General features: G+C 42.2%; 12 protein-coding genes and 1 tRNA gene. 5 read left to right on the forward strand and 8 right to left on the reverse strand.

The window, feature by feature from the left end:
- From HF312_09335 to HF312_09360, 6 genes are all read right to left on the reverse strand, one after another.
- A partial coding sequence (locus tag HF312_09335) for a hypothetical protein (GenBank protein MCU7520404.1) occupies positions 1-749 on the reverse strand: 749 nt, incomplete at its 3' end.
- A 311-nt stretch (positions 750-1,060) separates the two neighbouring features.
- A complete protein-coding gene (locus HF312_09340) occupies positions 1,061-2,152 on the reverse strand; it encodes a PAS domain-containing protein (GenBank protein MCU7520405.1) in 1,092 nt (363 codons plus the stop codon).
- Between the two features lie 567 nt (positions 2,153-2,719).
- Entirely contained in the window at positions 2,720-4,885 is a 2,166-nt protein-coding gene (locus tag HF312_09345) for a T9SS type A sorting domain-containing protein (protein MCU7520406.1), read from the reverse strand.
- A gap of 479 nt (positions 4,886-5,364) precedes the next feature.
- Positions 5,365-5,437 (reverse strand) — tRNA-Thr (locus HF312_09350).
- Positions 5,438-5,619: 182 nt separating this feature from the next.
- Positions 5,620-6,555 (reverse strand): zinc-ribbon domain-containing protein, encoded by a 936-nt coding sequence (locus HF312_09355; protein ID MCU7520407.1) that lies wholly within the window; start codon positions 6,553-6,555, stop codon positions 5,620-5,622.
- Positions 6,552-6,860, reverse strand: a complete 309-nt coding sequence (locus HF312_09360; protein ID MCU7520408.1) for an integration host factor subunit beta — start codon at positions 6,858-6,860, stop codon at positions 6,552-6,554. Before HF312_09360 ends, HF312_09355 begins: the two co-directional genes overlap by 4 nt.
- Positions 6,861-7,159: 299 nt before the next feature.
- Between HF312_09360 and HF312_09365 the strand changes: the two genes are divergently transcribed.
- Positions 7,160-7,627, forward strand: a complete 468-nt coding sequence (locus tag HF312_09365; protein ID MCU7520409.1) for a hypothetical protein — start codon at positions 7,160-7,162, stop codon at positions 7,625-7,627.
- 65 nt (positions 7,628-7,692) lie between these two features.
- Here the strand turns inward: HF312_09365 and HF312_09370 are convergent, their stop codons facing one another.
- Positions 7,693-9,306: a tetratricopeptide repeat protein gene (locus HF312_09370; protein MCU7520410.1), complete on the reverse strand. Its 1,614-nt coding sequence runs from the start codon at positions 9,304-9,306 to the stop codon at positions 7,693-7,695.
- Between the two features lie 131 nt (positions 9,307-9,437).
- Positions 9,438-11,516, reverse strand: a complete 2,079-nt coding sequence (locus tag HF312_09375) for a S9 family peptidase (GenBank protein ID MCU7520411.1) — start codon at positions 11,514-11,516, stop codon at positions 9,438-9,440.
- Positions 11,517-11,721: 205 nt separating this feature from the next.
- On the opposite strand from HF312_09375, the gene HF312_09380 reads away from it, so the two are divergent.
- The 4 genes from HF312_09380 (at position 11,722) to HF312_09395 (ending at position 16,589) form a co-directional block, all read left to right on the forward strand.
- The gene (locus tag HF312_09380; GenBank protein MCU7520412.1) at positions 11,722-12,294 is read left to right on the forward strand and encodes a helix-turn-helix domain-containing protein; all 573 of its coding nucleotides are present in this window, start codon (positions 11,722-11,724) and stop codon (positions 12,292-12,294) included.
- Positions 12,295-12,429: 135 nt separating this feature from the next.
- Positions 12,430-12,630, forward strand: coding sequence for a heavy-metal-associated domain-containing protein (locus tag HF312_09385; GenBank protein MCU7520413.1), 201 nt, complete (start codon positions 12,430-12,432; stop codon positions 12,628-12,630).
- Positions 12,631-12,685: 55 nt separating this feature from the next.
- On the forward strand, positions 12,686-14,980 hold the full coding sequence (locus tag HF312_09390) for a copper-translocating P-type ATPase (GenBank protein ID MCU7520414.1): 2,295 nt from the start codon (positions 12,686-12,688) through the stop codon (positions 14,978-14,980).
- Between the two features lie 139 nt (positions 14,981-15,119).
- Complete coding sequence (locus HF312_09395; GenBank protein ID MCU7520415.1) at positions 15,120-16,589, forward strand: hypothetical protein; 1,470 nt, start codon at positions 15,120-15,122, stop codon at positions 16,587-16,589.
- Positions 16,590-16,591: the final 2 nt, after the last annotated feature.

Raw genomic sequence — 16,591 nt, forward strand, 5'->3', positions numbered from 1 at the left:
AAAGGAAGAACTTCAATTTCAATCGGGAAAGATGTTACAGTTCCCTGATCACTGGTGATTGTCATGGTTGTGGTATACTTTCCAGCCTGAGTGTTGTCAGGAACGTGGACTGTCATCCAGATCTGTCTGTTTGTTGATCCATCCAGAGAGAAAGGCTGAAGTGTGTCGGCATCCTTTACAGTAACGTCATTTGTCGGGAACGTAGCACCCGGGTCGCTGATATTCTGGTAGTACTGTGAGCCGTCTGACTTTTTTGTACAAAGAAGAGAATTGGTCTGTGCAGAATAGTCAACCTTAACCAGGTTATCATTCTTTACAAGGAGTTCCTGAGTTAAGTGCTTAATAACACCGGTCTCAGCGATATCTGATTTGTAGCCTGACTGATACCATACCTTAACAATTGAAACATCCATACGGTTGGCAGGAATTGTCATTGAACCGTTCTTGAAGTCTGTCCAGTTAAACTTAATGTTATTTATCTGCCCCTTGGGCTGGATAAAAAGTGAAAGGGATTCAAATTCCCCTCTTGCTACACGGACTGACATCTTTGAAATCGGTGTTATTGTTGCCGGAGTATTCTTTCCTGTCAGTTCCTGATGAAGTGTAGCGGGCATTGAATATACGTCTAACAAAGCTGCAGCAGAGCTACCTGTTGCGGATTTGTTATTACTCTGTGCAAATATCTGCAGAGTAAGTATGCTGAGGAACAAGCTTATAACGAGGCCTCTAGTCGTAATCTTAGTCATCATTTCATTCCTTAAATAATTGATCGTGACTATGTTACGACAATCCGTATGCCATATAAAAAACCTCGTTTACAGGCTGAATTAAGCTATTGGGAAGAATTTGGGAGCGCAGAACTGGCTAATATAGGACAGTTGCCCAATGATGCCGGGGGATAAAAAATGCCCTAACTTCTTATTATTAAGGCATTTACGTTACATGTCTTAGGCAAGGAATTGTAAGTTTTGATTTTCAGAGGGGCATTATAATGGAGCAATTAAAAAAAGAGCGCTCTTAAAAAAGAGCGCTTTATTACCGGATTTATGAAAAAATTCGTCTAAATTTTTATTTTCTTCTCATGGACACTGCTTTTTTTAGAGGCTTTCATTAAGGAGTAAATCGATACCGGTTCAGTCTTCCCTTTTACCAGTATTCTTCTGTCAAAAAGAAATCCTTTTGTGTCATGCAGTCTGGAAAGAGTTGATTCGGTTACAAAGACCGTATTGGGCACAGCCAGTTTTTCTATGCGGACTGTAGTATTTACGACGTCTCCGATTACGGTCAGTTCCTTTCTTGCCGGGGTACCGATTTCAGCCTGCACCACGTTGCCGCTGTTAAGGGCTATTCTGACGTTTATTACTTCCCGGCCTTCCTGAATATAGCGCCTGTTGAGTTCTCCAAGAGACTCAAGAATCTTTTCGGCTGCCCTGACGGCGTCGTTTGCATCCACAAACTCTGCCATGAGTGCGTCCCCGATAAACTTATCAATATCCCCGTAGAACTCCTTTATAACGCTTTCACAGATGCCGAAGATCTCATTAAGTCTCTGGGCAACTTCCTCAGGGGGGTACTTCTCGGAAAGAGTTGTAAACTGCACAACGTCAAGGTAGAGTATCGTAAGGTCACTTTTTCTGCTCCTGGCGTCGTTGCCTGAAAGGACCTGCGCCATCACCCTTTCAACTGTAGCATAAGAGACGTAGCGTTTAATGATATTGTTGAATTTTTCCTGAAGTATGCGGAGGTTTTCTTCTTTGGATATGTCGCGGAAGACTTCAACGGCAGCTATGATCTGGTCGTCTTTATTTCTTATTGGAGAAATATGGGCCATTACAGGGAAGCGTTTGCCGTTTTTATGCTGGGGAAAGATTTTAATTATTGTTGATGTACCCTGGGTTAATGCGAGTTCCAGCGGACAGGTATCGATGCCCAGGGGTTCGCCATTTTCATCGATATGCTTCAGTATGTCCTCGCTGCACCTGTAGCCGAGGACCTCTTCGGACTTATAGCCCGTCAGAATTTCAGCGCCCTCGTTCCAGAAAATAATTTTTCGTTTTACGTCCACAATATACACACCGTCTGCAATCCCGTTCAGCACTACATCAAGCACGGTATTTTTCCTGCTGATGTATTCCACAGAAATATCATCCATCGTATTGTCTCCCTCTTTCTGATTGGCAGGTGATTCTGAAAAGTATTAAATGACAATGCTTAAATAAACCATGAAAAAAGCCCTAAAAAAGGTCACTTTTTTCGCCCTATTTTTATGATAAAAAGATTATTAAATAATAGCAACGAATTGCAGATAAATAAAAAAATTTTTTTCAACTTTTTTTCTTTATACGAGAAATAATGCTGCTGCACTAATTGAATTGCTTATTCGAAAGGCGCTTTATATAATACAACTGTATTCATAACAAGAGGGCTAACGAAAAAGTGGGGATGCTATACGCGGTTTGTTTTATCATCTTTTGTGTGCTTACAGCCGTTATAATACTTCTGCCCAGGCTGGCAGGAACTTCCATAAGCAGGAATCAGATAAGGGCAATATACTTCAATGTAATTGTACTTTACATTGTGCTTATATGGGTGCTTATTAGGTACACAATTCTGAGATAATAAAGGACCCCCGGGGTAAATATGCCGGGGGTTCAAAACTCAGCATTTACTGGCAAACCTCTTTAATTTTCTAATTTCTCACTGAGTAGTAACATATAAATTACTTAACAAGCATCAGCTTCTTAGAAGCCCTGAACTCCCCCGCCTGAATTGTATATATGTACATTCCGCTGGGAAGGTTCGAAGCGTTGAACTGAACTTTGTATTCACCTTCAGACTGCTCTTTACTAACCAGGGAAGCCACTTCACGCCCCAGCATGTCAAATACTTTGAGGTTTACAAATGACTGTCTTGGAATTGAATAGCTTATCATAGTTGCCGGATTAAATGGATTCGGATAGTTCTGCAGCAATGCGAAATCCTTTATGCGGCTGCCTGCGGCCCCTACTGAGGTGGTTATATCATTGGTAAATATGGAGAGCCCCTCCGGATTCCCGGAGATAATGATATAATCCTTATCAACAAACATGTCGGAAGAATTTTTTACGGTTTCATCGGATCTAACAAGATATGGAGTGGCGGGGTTCTTAACATTGAATACCTTAAGCCCTTTAGCTGCAAAAACAGCATACAAATAGCCATCACGCGCAATAATTTTATAGGCGTCTGGCTCGGCAATTTTACCAATCTCTTTTGGGTTTTTAGGATCAGAAACGTCGAATATTTTTGTTCCGTCATAATTAATGTTCACATATAAATAGCCGCCGTCGAGACTGATGTTTAAGGCATTCGCAACAGGAATTTCACTGATCAGAGCAGCTCCGGCGGGATTACTGACATCGAAAATCTTTAGCCTGTTCAACTTTTCAAGCAGGTACAATGTTGAGCCGTTAACAGCTAAATCCAGATTCCTGACCGGATCGGTGGAGTAGCTGAATATTTTTTTCGGATGATAAGGATCAGTTACATCATAGATCAGAAATTCAGAAACACCCGCAGTATAGGCATAATTGCCTGCAACTTCTATTTTCGCCACATTATCGGGCTGCAATGCAATTATCTTTTTCAGGCTGGGCATATTTGCCAGGCTGAAGACTGAAAATCCAAAATCTGTTCCCCAAATGCCTGCAAAAAGAATGGTGTCTTTAACAAAAAGAGTATTACAGCCCTCATAATGCAAAGGCCCCTCGTAGGAAGACACCTCGGATGGGTTTGAGGGTTTTGAAATATCAAGAACTCTGATCCCGTCCGGGTTCTTGGCAACATAAAGGTAATCTCCTTTTCTTACAACGGTACCCGTTAGGCCGGCGGTCCTGAAAGAACCATCTTCCAAGAGTGATTCAGGATTGGTCAAATCAAAAGAAAGCAGCCCTTTGTAGTCAGCCGTAACAAAAAGCCTCTTATCCTTTATGGCCAAGTCAAAGGCATTTTCAACATTCTTTTTAAGCACTTCTTTGACACTGCAGGGATTGCTGACATCAGCAATGGTTACATAATTTCCAACATCCGTTAAGGATGTTACGTATGCATAATTTCCGTTTACGGCTATTTTTTCACCTGTGGCATGCCAGTCGCCGGTTAAAGATATCCCGCTTTCTTCAAAGATATTCGATGGATTTTTTATGTTAATAGCATGAAATCTTCCACTAATGGTGTATGAACTTTTGTTCTCGGCACTTGTTACATATGCAATGCTGTCTTTTACATAGACGTTTTTGGGCCGGTACTTCTGATCGAAATTATAATGCCCGAGGATTGAGGGAGCGGTCTTGTTTTTCACATTTACTACATAAAGCCCCGAATCCATACAGCATACATAAGCAAGCGAGTCGGCTACAAAAACGCCTGTGGCAAGATAATCTTTAAATATAGAAGCTGCTATTTTAGGCTGCGAAGGATTGCTTACATCAATTATCAGAAATCCGGGGTCCGGACAGGCAGCATAAACAAAATTGTCCTTTACGATCATTGATGCTGTATAAGGTATAGAAACGGCAGCTGCCATCCTGGGAAAAGTTTTATCGGTAACATCGATGACATAAAATCCGTTAGCACCGCTGACATAAGCATATGCACCTGATGCACTTATGCTGTGAATTATATCTGCAAGATCGAGCCTGCCTGCTGATTTGAAACTAGCCGCATTGCTTATATCCACTATTTCAAGAGCTGAACCGTTATTGATATAGGCATAATTGCCATCAATGGCCACAGCACTGGAAGGGCCATCGGGCCAGCGCCCTGCAAGTTTAAAACCATTAGTCTGAGAAAAGTTAATTCCGCTTAGAAGAATTAGAACTGAAAGGGCTCTGAATAAAATATGCATTTAGGTACTCCTTTATATAGAATGAGAATCAGCACAGGAAAAAATATTGAGGATAACATACAGGTTTAAAATCCATTATGCATCTCAATAAATTGCGAAACAGACTGCAGAATAATAAAGAGAGCCATAAATTCTCAATTCCCCACCGGGCCATGGGTACAAGTTTAGGGATTTTCTGATGTAAAATCAAATCAGTTTTATCATAATTTTCAGGACAAAAAGCATGAAATAAATCAGTAACAATAGCTTTTTCGGCTCCTTAAGTTTGGCATCAAATTCAGAGAAGAATTCCAGAACTTCTTTAGCTCTTAAAGCCTGAGATTACGGCAAAAGGAAGGTGTAAAGCCTGAGGCAACAGATAAAAAAAAAGCTTAGTAAAATGCTTAGTGATTTTTGATTTTCACTAAGCAATACTAAGCAATTTCCTTAATCTGCAATAGATTGGCAACTCAAAAAGTGCGACTTCGAGCTGTTTTAAGAGCCATCTGCCGGGATCGAACCGGCGACCTACGCATTACGAATGCGTTGCTCTACCAGCTGAGCTAAGATGGCCTGACACGTATAAGGGATACTAAATGGAAGACGTTGGCTTTTAAGACTTCAATCTTCCATTTTTCACCAGTATACTATCTTAATTTTTTCTTATGTCTGTTCTTCCTAAGTCTTTTTTTACGCTTGTGCGTTGCCATTTTATGACGTTTACGTTTTTTACCGCAGGGCATTTAAACCTCCTTTCATTTATGTGAATCTAATAATTCTTTTGCTTTCTTTCCAATCTCTGTTGTTGGATCTATTGTCACGGCCTTGTTCCACCAGATTTTTGCCGAATCGATACTTCCGGAAGCAAGGTTGATAATTCCCATATTAAAATTAGCTATCTGATGCCTTGGATTTATAGCAAGTCCTTTTCTCATTCTCGTCTTTGCAACATTGTACTGCTGCATCTCATAATAAACCACACCTAAATCCACCTGTACATCGGCATTCATCGGATTCTTTCTTAAATACATCTGGTAATAAGGAACTGACCTATCCTTCATGCCTGAATCATTTAGCAGGTGAGCCAGTTCCAGAACTGTATTAAGATTTGTTGAATCCTTCCTTACTGCGGCTTCGAGCTCGTTTATCCTCTGCACATTTTCCAGGCTCATTGCAGGGTTACCTGCCTGTTCCTGCCCGTTATTTCCATTTGAGCTTTCCGAACTGCTGAATACCCCGGCTCCCCACATAATCAAAACGCCAACAACCAACAGTCCTGCTATCATTCCCCAAAGCTGCACCGGACTCATCTTTTTGCCTGAAGATGCAGGCATTGCCTGTGGGGGTTTCTGTGCCTGGACTTTTTTTGCCGGTGGCGCCTGCTGAGGCTTTGGTTTCTGAACGGGGGCCTTAGCTTTAGGTTCTGCCGAGAGCTCTTTCAGAGGGGACTTTACTTCCCTTTTCTCACCGGTTTTTTCCCTTCCGGTTACTTTTGCTCCGCAAGAGGGGCAAAACAGAGAACCATCAGGTACTTCCTCACCGCATACATCACATATAATATACTTCTTTAATTCCTCAATTTCATCTTTTCCTGAATTATTCTCCTGAAACCCCTTCAAATCAACTCCGCAGGAAGGGCAGAAATTATATTCCTTATCAAGAGGATAATTACAATTCGGGCATTGTGTCATTTATTAACAGCCAGTCTTTCTTCTTTTAAACCTTTATCAACGATCGCCTTAAAGTCCTTTGAGAACTTAAAACTCGGGACGTAATGCTCTTCGACGAATACTTTCTCACCTGTTTTGGGATTTCTGGCCAGACGGGCTTTTTTCTTTCTAACTTTATAGCTCCCGAAACCTCTGATCTCTATTCCTTTTCCCTCTTTTAAGGCCTCTATAACGGTATTCAGGAAGCCTTCGACAATAGCTTCAGTTTCTAATTTCGTAACTCCAGTTCCCAGTGCTATTTTTTCTACTATATCCGCCTTTGTCATTATCAGCCCTTAAAATTACCACGTTTATTATTAAACAATTTTTCTATTAAAGTGCAGTAAGTTATTAAATTTTTTTATAAAATCCAACAAAAATAACTTCATAACTCATTTAGCCAATGATGCTTATGGTTATACAGCTCTCCAGCCCCGGAATGAGGCCCAGGCGCACCGGATTGTCTCAAATTGATATTGCATCTCATTTTGGTACCACCGCATAAAATAAAAAGTTCGATTTTGATCTGTATCACAGCTGGCACAGGAATTGATTTTAATCATAGAAAAACTCATGGAGTACAAAAATGGGATTATTACCGATAATAGGAAAAGCAATAGGACTCTTTTCATTCCTGAGTGTTACGGCTTTAACTATATCATTTATATTATATAAATTAAGATCACCGAAAAGTAAACCTTATAGTGGAACAACCGGCAGCCCTTATACGGCACAGAAGAGCTATATGCCGGCCTTTCAGGCCTCATATTACCAGGCCCATGAAATGGCACCTATAGCTCAGCAGATGGGAACCGTTACAGAAAGAGTGGATTATCCTGAAAGGACAGCAGATGTGGAGAGAAGATTTGTTCAGGAAAGAGCGGACTATCAGGAAAGAATTATTCCTGAAAGAAATTTTCATGAAAGAAATGTTCCTGAAAGAAGACAGGCACAGCAGAAGGTAAACGCCAGGCCAAGGAGTAAATTCCAGATACTGCATTCAACCGAAGATGGTGAAATTAAGGCATATCATCTTCCGATGAGAGATTACTAGTTTTTCTAAATATTTCAAAAAAAAGCCGGAATCAATTCCGGCTTTTTTTATCCAATTTCCAGCATCTAAAGTCTGCCTTTTGCCTCGGCTATAAGCTTGCTAAGCTGTGTGCTGAAAGACCCGTCAAGCTTTATAGTAGCTTCCCAGTCACTAACAGCGTTTCTGTAGCTCCGCATGTTATAGAATATAAGGCCGCGCAGAAAGTAAGCCTTTGCATATTTAGGACTCAGGCTTATGACCTTATTCAGGTCGTCCATGGCTTCATTATAGTTTTCCAGGTTTTTATTTGCATTTGCCCTGATGAAATACTTAGCCGGGTCATTAGGTTCAAGGTTAATTGCCTTTGTGAAGTCAAGTATTGCCCCGTAGTAGTCGCTGAGCGTATATTTCATTCTTCCGCGTGCCATGTAGGCTTCTGAATAGCCGGGATTCATGAGGGCTTTTGTATAATCTGCAATAGCGCCGTGGTTATCCTGCAGGGCTGCTTTTGAGTTACCCCGGTTCAGGTAGTACTCGGAGTTTTCAGGATTAAGTTCCAGTGCTTTTGTAAAATCCTTAACGGCGCCGTTAAAGTCCTTAAGGCGGTGTTTGGCTATTCCCCTTGCGTTAAAGGCGTCTGATGATTCGGGGCATAGCTCAATGGCCTTCAGGAAATGGCCGACTGCGGTCTCATAGCTCTTAAAGTTGGTTTCAAGGAGCCCCAGGTTATAGAATATCTCATAAGAAGAAGAGTTAAGGGAAAGAGCCTTCATGTAGTCTTCCCTGGCCCCCTCATAGTCGAAGAGTATTCTTCTTACGTCGCCTCTTCTCATATAAGCAGTATAATCCTGTGAAGAGGATTCAATCATTTGAGTAAAGTCCGCCTCGGCCCCCTCAAAATCCCTCTGCAGGAGTTTAACCGAGGCCCTTAGTTCATAGCCCTTCGAGTATTTAGGATCCATCTTAAAGAGTACATTGAGGGCAGAGAGCATGCCTTCAAAATCCTCCTGTTTATTTTTGATAAGGGCAATAAAATACTGGGCTTCAGGGCTATGGGGTTTAAGGCTGACTGTTTTTTGGAAATCCTCAATTGCTGAGGGGAAATTTTCCATTTCAAGGGCCACGCGGCCCCTGAGGAAGTAGGAGTTAACGTGCGAGGGGTTTATTTCAATTGCTTTATTAAGGTCAATCAGGGCTTTTTTATAGTCCCTGAGCTTATACTTTACGCGGCCCATGGCGCAGAAGATTTCAGGGTTATCCGCGTGCAGGTTAGCCGCCGCAAGAAAGTCGTCGCCGGCGCCCCTAAGGTCGTCTGAGGCTTCCCTTATTTCGGCGCGTTTAAAGAAAGCAAGAGCGCTTTTGGAATTGATGGAGATAAATTTATCAAAGTCTTTGAGTGCCCCCGCATTATCGCCCATTCCGCTTTTAGCCATGCCGCGGTTATAATAAGCTTTAACGGAATAGTTCGGGTCAATTGCAATAACGCCGTCGAAGTCCGCAGCAGCATCCTTGAAATTTTCCAGGAACAGGTATGACAGGCCTCTTCCATAAAGGGCCTGAATATTATTTTCTTCGGCTTCAATAATTTTGCTGTATAATTCAACTGCGGCCTTGTAGTCACCTTCGGCGTATTTACCGGATGCAGCCTTAATTAGCTTCTCCGACTCACTCTTTGAAAAGATTCCTTTAAGAAAACCCATTTCTAACCACCTTCAGTTTTATATTTCGCACATGGGAATTAAATACAAAAAAGGAAAAGAGCAAGCAGAATATAAAAAGACAGGATTTCTCTTGCTCAATTTTCCTAAAAACTCCTTATTGATGCCGGAAATTACTTACTAAAAGCCCTGTTTCTAATCATGAGTGTCATATCGTAAGGAGCCGGGTCGCCTCCCAGGTATTTATGGAACCAGTCCAGATGCGCGTTATAGTAAAGAGGCATCGATTTAACGTTACTGGGCCAGTGTCCGTCGTTCTTAAAAACGATCAGGCGTGAATCCACGCCCATTTTCTGCAGGGCTGTAAAGAACTCGAGGCTTTGCGTATAGGAAACCCTGTAGTCGCGTTCGCCGGTGACAATGAGAGCCGGGGTAACAAAATTCTTCACAGATGCAGACGGATCCCACTTTTCATAAAATTTTGAGTTCCAGGGCTGGCCTTTCTGGTCGTACTCCGGGAACCAGAGTTCTTCAGTTGTTCCGAAGAAAGATTTCAGGTCATAGAGGCCCATCATTGAGGCTATGCATTTAAAGCGTTTTGTATGCCCTTCAAACCAGTCCATCATATAGCCGCCGTAGGACCAGCCCATAGCTCCCATGCGGTCTTTATCTACGTAAGGTAGTTTCTCGAGGGCGTCTGTAACCTTCATCAAATCCTGGAACACCTTTCCGCCGTAGTCGCCCGAGATCTCGTGTGTATATTCCTGCCCGTAGCCTGTTGATCCGTGGGGATTTGCAAAAGCGACCACATAGCCTGCACCGGGATAAACCTGCCAGTCGCCCCTGAAAGCATCCATCCACTGGCTCTGAGGCCCTCCGTGAACGTTTAAGATGAGGGGATACTTTTTATTCGGGTCGAAGTTATGAGGTTTAACAATAAATACGTGGACATCCTTGCCGTCAGCTCCCTTAACCCAGATCTGTTCAGCAGGCCTTACATCCACCTCATCCAGGAACTCCTTGTTTGCGCTGGTCAGTTCCTTTACCTGTTTTGAAGCCAGGTCGAGGCTGAAGATTTCGCCCGGTTTTTCAACGGTTCTTTTGTTATAAACTATGAACTTTGTCTCCGGGGAGAGTCCGAAGCCGGAGATGGACTCGTCGCCTGAGACTTTGTCGATTTTTTCAGTTTCAATGTTAACGCGGTAAATGGGGCTATAGCCTTTTACTTCTCCGGTAAAATATATATCCTTTGAATTATCTGCCCATGCAAAGTCATCTACCCAGTTATCGAACTTCTCAGTAACAATTTTACTTTTTCCGGTCTGGCGGTCGTATACGGCAATTCTGAAGCGGTCCGATTCATAGTTCGGGATCACCTGTTTCCTGTATGCTATATAGCGTCCGTCGGGAGAATAGATCGGGTTCCCGTCCCAGCTTTTGTTATCTGCGGTAATGTTTTTCGCCTCGCCTCCCGTAACAGGTACAAGCCAGAGGTCAGAATTTGTTGAAGATGCAGGGTCCTTAACCCTTTTGGACATAAAGCAGAGTTCCTTATTGTCGGGTGAGAAGTTAAAGCCTATGCCGCCGCCGAGCTGAAAAGTAGGAGATTCCCAGCTGCCCGGGGTAATATCTGTATAATTTTCCCTGTCGAGGCTAAAAAGAATTATGTGCGTGAATCTTCCGTCTGAGTAGTCGGTCCAGTGGCGGAATAATAGTTGGTCAGCCATATGGGCCTGAATGGGGCCATTTTCCATGGCTTCTGCATTAAGTTTATTGCATTCCTGGTCTGCGCCGCATTCAGGGAACACCGATGCCGTGAAGGCAACAGTTTTACCGTCGGGTGACAAGACCGGGTCTGAGATGCCGCCATAGAAGTCCGTAAGCTTCTTTGCCTTAGAGCCTGAGATTTCCTGGTAATAAAGCTGCGGGCTTCCCTCTTTGGTGGAAATGTAATATATCCCCTCGCCTTTAGCGTCCCAGATGGGGTTGTATTCAGATTTCTCCTCTGTTGCAAAGCCTTTATTATCACTTCCGTCGCTGTTCATAATGAAAATATCGGTATTCGACTTCCCTTTTTCCATGTCGGAAGTTGAGATGGTATAGGCGATTTTCTTTCCGTCTGGAGAAAGGACGGGTGAGCCGACATTTTTTATTTTATACAGGTCAGCAATTGTAAAAGCCTTTTTCTGGGCAAATACGCTTGCAGAAATGAATGACAAAACGACTAAGAATAGGATTTTAGCTTTCATTATATGATCCGTAAGTTAATAACGATAATTTAGTTTAATAAAATAGTGATTTTTTTAATTGAGTCAAATAAATTGATTGGGCACAAAAAGTGAATATAAAGAATATTTTCATTTATAATTTTGCGGTTTCGGGAAAATTATGCCTATTTTCCAGCATCGGATTGCGAATTTTTGCATCTTATTAATATATACTTTTAAGGGAACAGTAATGCTTTCGGAAAAAACGCTTTTAATTAAAAATATGGTCTGCAGCCGCTGCATCAAAGTGGTTAGAGAGGAGCTCGAAAAGCTCGGGCTGGAGGTACTAACTATTGAGCTTGGCGAAGTAAGAATAAGGGGCGAGCATTTTCCATTTGATCAGATTATCAGGGCGCTTGAAGAAAACGGTTTTGAACTCATTGAAGACAAGAAAGCAGCTACCATAAACAAAATAAAAAGCCTTATTATTGATCTTATTTACAGCGACCGCCTGGAAAATATAGACATGAACCTGTCTGAATTCCTGGAAAAGAATCTGGATCAGGATTATCAGTACCTGAGCACCCTGTTCTCATCAGTTGAAAATATTACGCTTGAGCATTTTGTTATACTTCAGAAGGTGGAGCGCGCAAAGGAGCTTTTGAAATATAACGAACTAACCTTAAGCGAAATTGCTTACCGCTTGGGCTACAGCTCGGTTCAGCACCTTTCAAGCCAGTTCAGGAAAGTGACCGGCTTTACAGCAAGCGAGTTTAAGGCGCTCACACACAGCCAGAGAAAACCGATAGACAAGCTCCATTAAAATTTTATAACAGATTGATAAAATTATGTAACGCTTCCCTTGCCCGCCATTATTATTTTTGTATCAGACGTTAACACTGACATAAGTTATCTGAATAATAAATTAATCAACAACTTAAAAATTCCGGAGACTAAAATGAAATCTGAGAAATTAAAAATCGAAGGCATGAGCTGCAACCACTGTGTTATGCACGTAAAAAAAGAGTTATCAAAACTCGACGTTAACATAAAGGACGTACAGATCGGTTCGGCCGACGTGGAATATGACGAAAATAAAGTAAAAAGAGAAGACCTCATTAAGGCAGTTGATGAGGCCGGATATAAAGTAATAATTTAGGGTTTTAAGCCGGGGTTAAAGTTTTTTAACCCCGGCCAAGCCGTTTGGAGGAATTATGGATAAGGTAAATAAAACCCTGGTGGATAGTCCGCAGGAAAATACATTACAGAAATTTTCCCTTCCCGTTGAAGGGATGACCTGTGCAAGCTGCGTGGCAAGGGTGGAAAAGGCCATCGGTAAGGTTGAGGGGGTAAAAAATGTCGCTGTAAATTTTGCAACCGAAAAGGCAAATTTTGAGCTGGATCCTTCAAAAGCAGATTTAAGTAAAATTGCTGAGATTGTTGAAGATGCAGGATACAAAATAAAACTTCCTGAAAAAACTGAAACTGCACAGCCGGAGGCTTTGCCTGAAGAAAAAGAAGAAGACAACGCATTTTACAAGGCGCTGAAAAAAGATCTCCTGTTTGCGCTTATTTTGACTGTACCGGTATTTATTATCAGCATGACAATGGATTTCAGCTGGTTCCACAGGATGTTCCCAGCTTCCCTAAGCCATGAAAAGCTGATGCATTATATAAATAAAATTCTGCTTATACTTACCACACCCGTTGTCTTTATTTCAGGCAAAAGATTCTTTACAATTTTCTACAACAACCTGAAGCATTTTGCAGCCGATATGAATTCGCTGGTTGCAATAGGTACGGGAACAGCATACATCTACAGCCTCATTGCAACGCTTTTTCCGGATATGATTACATCTTCAGGCAGTACGCCGCACGTTTATTACGATTCTACGGCGGTAATAATTACGCTGATACTGACGGGGCGTTTTCTTGAAAACCGCGCAAAGCGGAAAACAGGATCGGCAATAAAAAAACTTCTTGAATTAAAGCCAAAGACCGCTGCGGTAAGGCGTAATGGAATAGAGGTTACCGTTAAGATAGATGAGCTGGCATTGAAGGATATTGTTATTGTGCGCCCGGGTGAGAAGATCCCGTCCGACGGCGTAATAAAAGAAGGGCTTTCAACGGTAGATGAATCCATGATTACAGGAGAGGCAATACCCGTTGAAAAAGGCCCGGGAGCAAGGGTCATTGGAGGCACAATAAATAAGAACGGATCTTTTGAATTTGAGATCACGGCGCTTGGTAAAAATTCCGTACTAGGACAGATAATAAAGTACGTCGAGGAGGCCCAGGGCTCCAAGGCTCCCATACAGAAGCTGGCAGACAAGATAGCCTCGGTCTTTGTTCCTGCAGTAGTTTTAGTTGCGTTTCTGACATTTATCGTATGGCTTATTATAGGGGGTGACGGAGCATTTAACCTTGCACTCATAAACTTTGTTGCTGTTTTAATTATAGCCTGCCCCTGCGCACTGGGGCTTGCAACGCCTACGGCAATTATGGTTGGAACGGGCCTCGGGGCAAACCACGGCATACTGATTAAAAATGGTGAAAGCCTTGAACACGCGCACAAAATAAATGTAATTGTGCTGGATAAAACGGGAACAATTACCGAAGGAAAGCCTTCTGTTACTGACATTATTACTCATGAAATCAGCGAAGATGAACTGATAAAAACTGCCTCTTCGGTTGAAAGCCGCTCCGAACATCCGCTGGCTCAGGCAGTAGTGGACTATGCAAAAGCAAGAAACATTACCCTGGGGAACCCGGAGTCGTTTAAGAACATACCGGGACACGGAATCCAGGCTGTAATTGGAGGAAGAGCCGTTTTAGTCGGCAACGAGAAGCTGATGCGGGATTATTCACTGAAACCCGGGAAGTTCCAGGAGGATTTTGACAGGCTTTCTTCTTTAGGCAAGACGATTATATTTATTGCAATTGACGGCGGAATAAAAGGCCTTTTTGCAATTGAGGACCCGATTAAGAGCACGTCAAAAGACGCCATAAGGAAGCTTAAGAGCATGGGCATAAAGGTTGTGATGCTGACGGGCGACAACAGAAAAACCGCCGAAGCTATTGCAAGAAGAATAGGCGTTGATGAATTCAGGGCCGAGATACTTCCAGAGGACAAGGCGCGCGAAATTGCAAAGTACCAGAAGGAAGGAAGCATTACGGCAATGGTTGGAGACGGAATTAACGATGCCCCGGCGCTTGCACAAAGCGACGTTGGAATTGCAATGGGTTCGGGCACTGACGTTGCAATTGAAACGGCCGATATAACGCTCCTGAAAAGCGACCTTCAGGGAGCGGTTAATTCAATACAGCTTTCAAAAAGAACTATAAGGACGATCAAGCAGAACCTCTTCTGGGCCTTTATCTATAACGTGCTCGGAATTCCCCTTGCCGCATTGGGACTGTTAAACCCCATGTTTGCAGCGCTTGCAATGTCGTTTAGTTCTGTTTCGGTGGTAACAAACTCCCTTCGCTTAAGGGGTGTTAAATTGTAATCTTTTAATATAACGGGCGCCTCAGGCATGGCGCCCGTTATTATTTTATATCAGCCCTCCTTTTTCTTTTTCACCTTTGCCTTTAGAGCCCATTCTGTTTATCTTTTACATTGAAAACATAAACTTCAGGACCGGTTAAATGCGCAGAGTTTACAGTATCTTTTTATTTTTATTTATTTTTTCTACTGTTTTAAGGGCCGGGGTAAACGCTGCTCCGGATGAAATTGACAACTTCTTTAAGACGCTTCTTTCAGACAACGGGAATTTGTCTAAGTTTGTGCTGGATAGTGAACTGGAAAAGTCAAAGCGCCTTGGCGTAAACTATGAAAACACTCCCCTGAAATTCCTCATATCCTATGATATCGATAAAAGTATAAAAGAGAAGATAAACTCGGGCCAGATGAAGTATAATATTACAAAAGAAGATCTGGGCGGGGGTTTTACGAAGGCTTCATTCTCCATAAAAGGGATGAGCTATAAAAGAGAGTTCTTCTTTAAGGATAATAAATATGTCTCCCCTGAGCTTTATTACACGAAAGGCTGGAAAAACTTTAAGACAAAATATTTTAATTTTTTTATAAGCGACAGTTCATTATTTAATAATTATTCTGCCGGTAAGCTTGACGCATACGTTGATGCCGCATGTGACCTCTTAAACATTACAAAAGATGACAAAGACCTCCTTGAAAAGAATAAAATTATTTATATACTCTGCAAAGATGAGAACGAAATTGAGAAGCTTACAGGCTTCAATACACGCGGCATGTACATTCTTGCCTTTGATGAAATAATAACCACGTTCAATACTCACTTCCACGAGCTTTCACACCTGCTAATAAATTTCAGGCTTAAGAGGCTCCCCCTGTATACGCTTCCCTTTCTGCAGGAAGGTTTTGCCGCTGCAACGGGAGGAAGAGGCGGCCTGGCGAGAAACGTCATACTGGATGCAGGATATTACCTTGAGAAGTCGGGTTATATTCCCTACAACTCAATTCTTACAAAAAAGGAGTTTACTTCGGAAGACGCGTCAATGACTTACCCCGTTGCGGGGCTTTATAATTATTTCCTCATAAAAGAGCTCGGTATCGAGGCTTACATTAAGCTTTATAGAAGCCTGAGTGGAAGCGAAGGGTTCGTTGATAACATAGGACTTGACTCCATCAGGTTTCCCTCACAGGTGCGTTTTAAGGAGTTTCTGAACGCTTATAAATATTTAGGCGGCATAAGCTTCGAAGAAAAAGGATCTCCGGGAAGGGTGATATATGAAGATGCAGAAGGAAAGATCTATGAGAGCGGGAAGTTTTACCTGGTGAGGCTTAAGGGCAGCATGGTTTTATCACCTCAGGAAAAGCCGGAGAACTATAAGAGCAGAAAGTTCCAGGAGATATTTCCCAAAGCAGGCTACAAAGGAGAGAAGTACCTCATAACCTCAAATGCAAAAGAAGTAAGCGTTTATAACCTTTACACAAATAATTTAATTGCTTCCTACAGCGCGGGCTTTTCCTTCAGTCAGAAGGACGTCACTTTTAAGGACGGATACTACCAGTTTTATATAAATAAAGAGGTATTTGACGAGGACCTGCAGCTTATGGAGGCATCAGGATTTTAATT

This window comes from Ignavibacteria bacterium (assembly GCA_025612375.1).
GTDB lineage: Bacteria > Bacteroidota > Ignavibacteria > Ignavibacteriales > SURF-24 > JAAXKN01.

Excerpts from the sequence above, each read along its gene's own strand:
- HF312_09380 (MCU7520412.1), top strand. The coding sequence starts at position 11,722 with ATGCTTTCGGAAAAAACGCTTTTAATTAAAAATATGGTCTGCAGCCGC.
- HF312_09365 (MCU7520409.1), top strand. The coding sequence starts at position 7,160 with ATGGGATTATTACCGATAATAGGAAAAGCAATAGGACTCTTTTCATTC.
- HF312_09345 (MCU7520406.1), bottom strand. The coding sequence starts at position 4,885 with ATGCATATTTTATTCAGAGCCCTTTCAGTTCTAATTCTTCTAAGCGGA.
- HF312_09360 (MCU7520408.1), bottom strand. The coding sequence starts at position 6,860 with ATGACAAAGGCGGATATAGTAGAAAAAATAGCACTGGGAACTGGAGTT.
- HF312_09355 (MCU7520407.1), bottom strand. The coding sequence starts at position 6,555 with ATGACACAATGCCCGAATTGTAATTATCCTCTTGATAAGGAATATAAT.
- HF312_09370 (MCU7520410.1), bottom strand. The coding sequence starts at position 9,306 with ATGGGTTTTCTTAAAGGAATCTTTTCAAAGAGTGAGTCGGAGAAGCTA.
- HF312_09395 (MCU7520415.1), top strand. The coding sequence starts at position 15,120 with ATGCGCAGAGTTTACAGTATCTTTTTATTTTTATTTATTTTTTCTACT.
- HF312_09385 (MCU7520413.1), top strand. The coding sequence starts at position 12,430 with ATGAAATCTGAGAAATTAAAAATCGAAGGCATGAGCTGCAACCACTGT.
- HF312_09340 (MCU7520405.1), bottom strand. The coding sequence starts at position 2,152 with ATGGATGATATTTCTGTGGAATACATCAGCAGGAAAAATACCGTGCTT.
- HF312_09390 (MCU7520414.1), top strand. The coding sequence starts at position 12,686 with ATGGATAAGGTAAATAAAACCCTGGTGGATAGTCCGCAGGAAAATACA.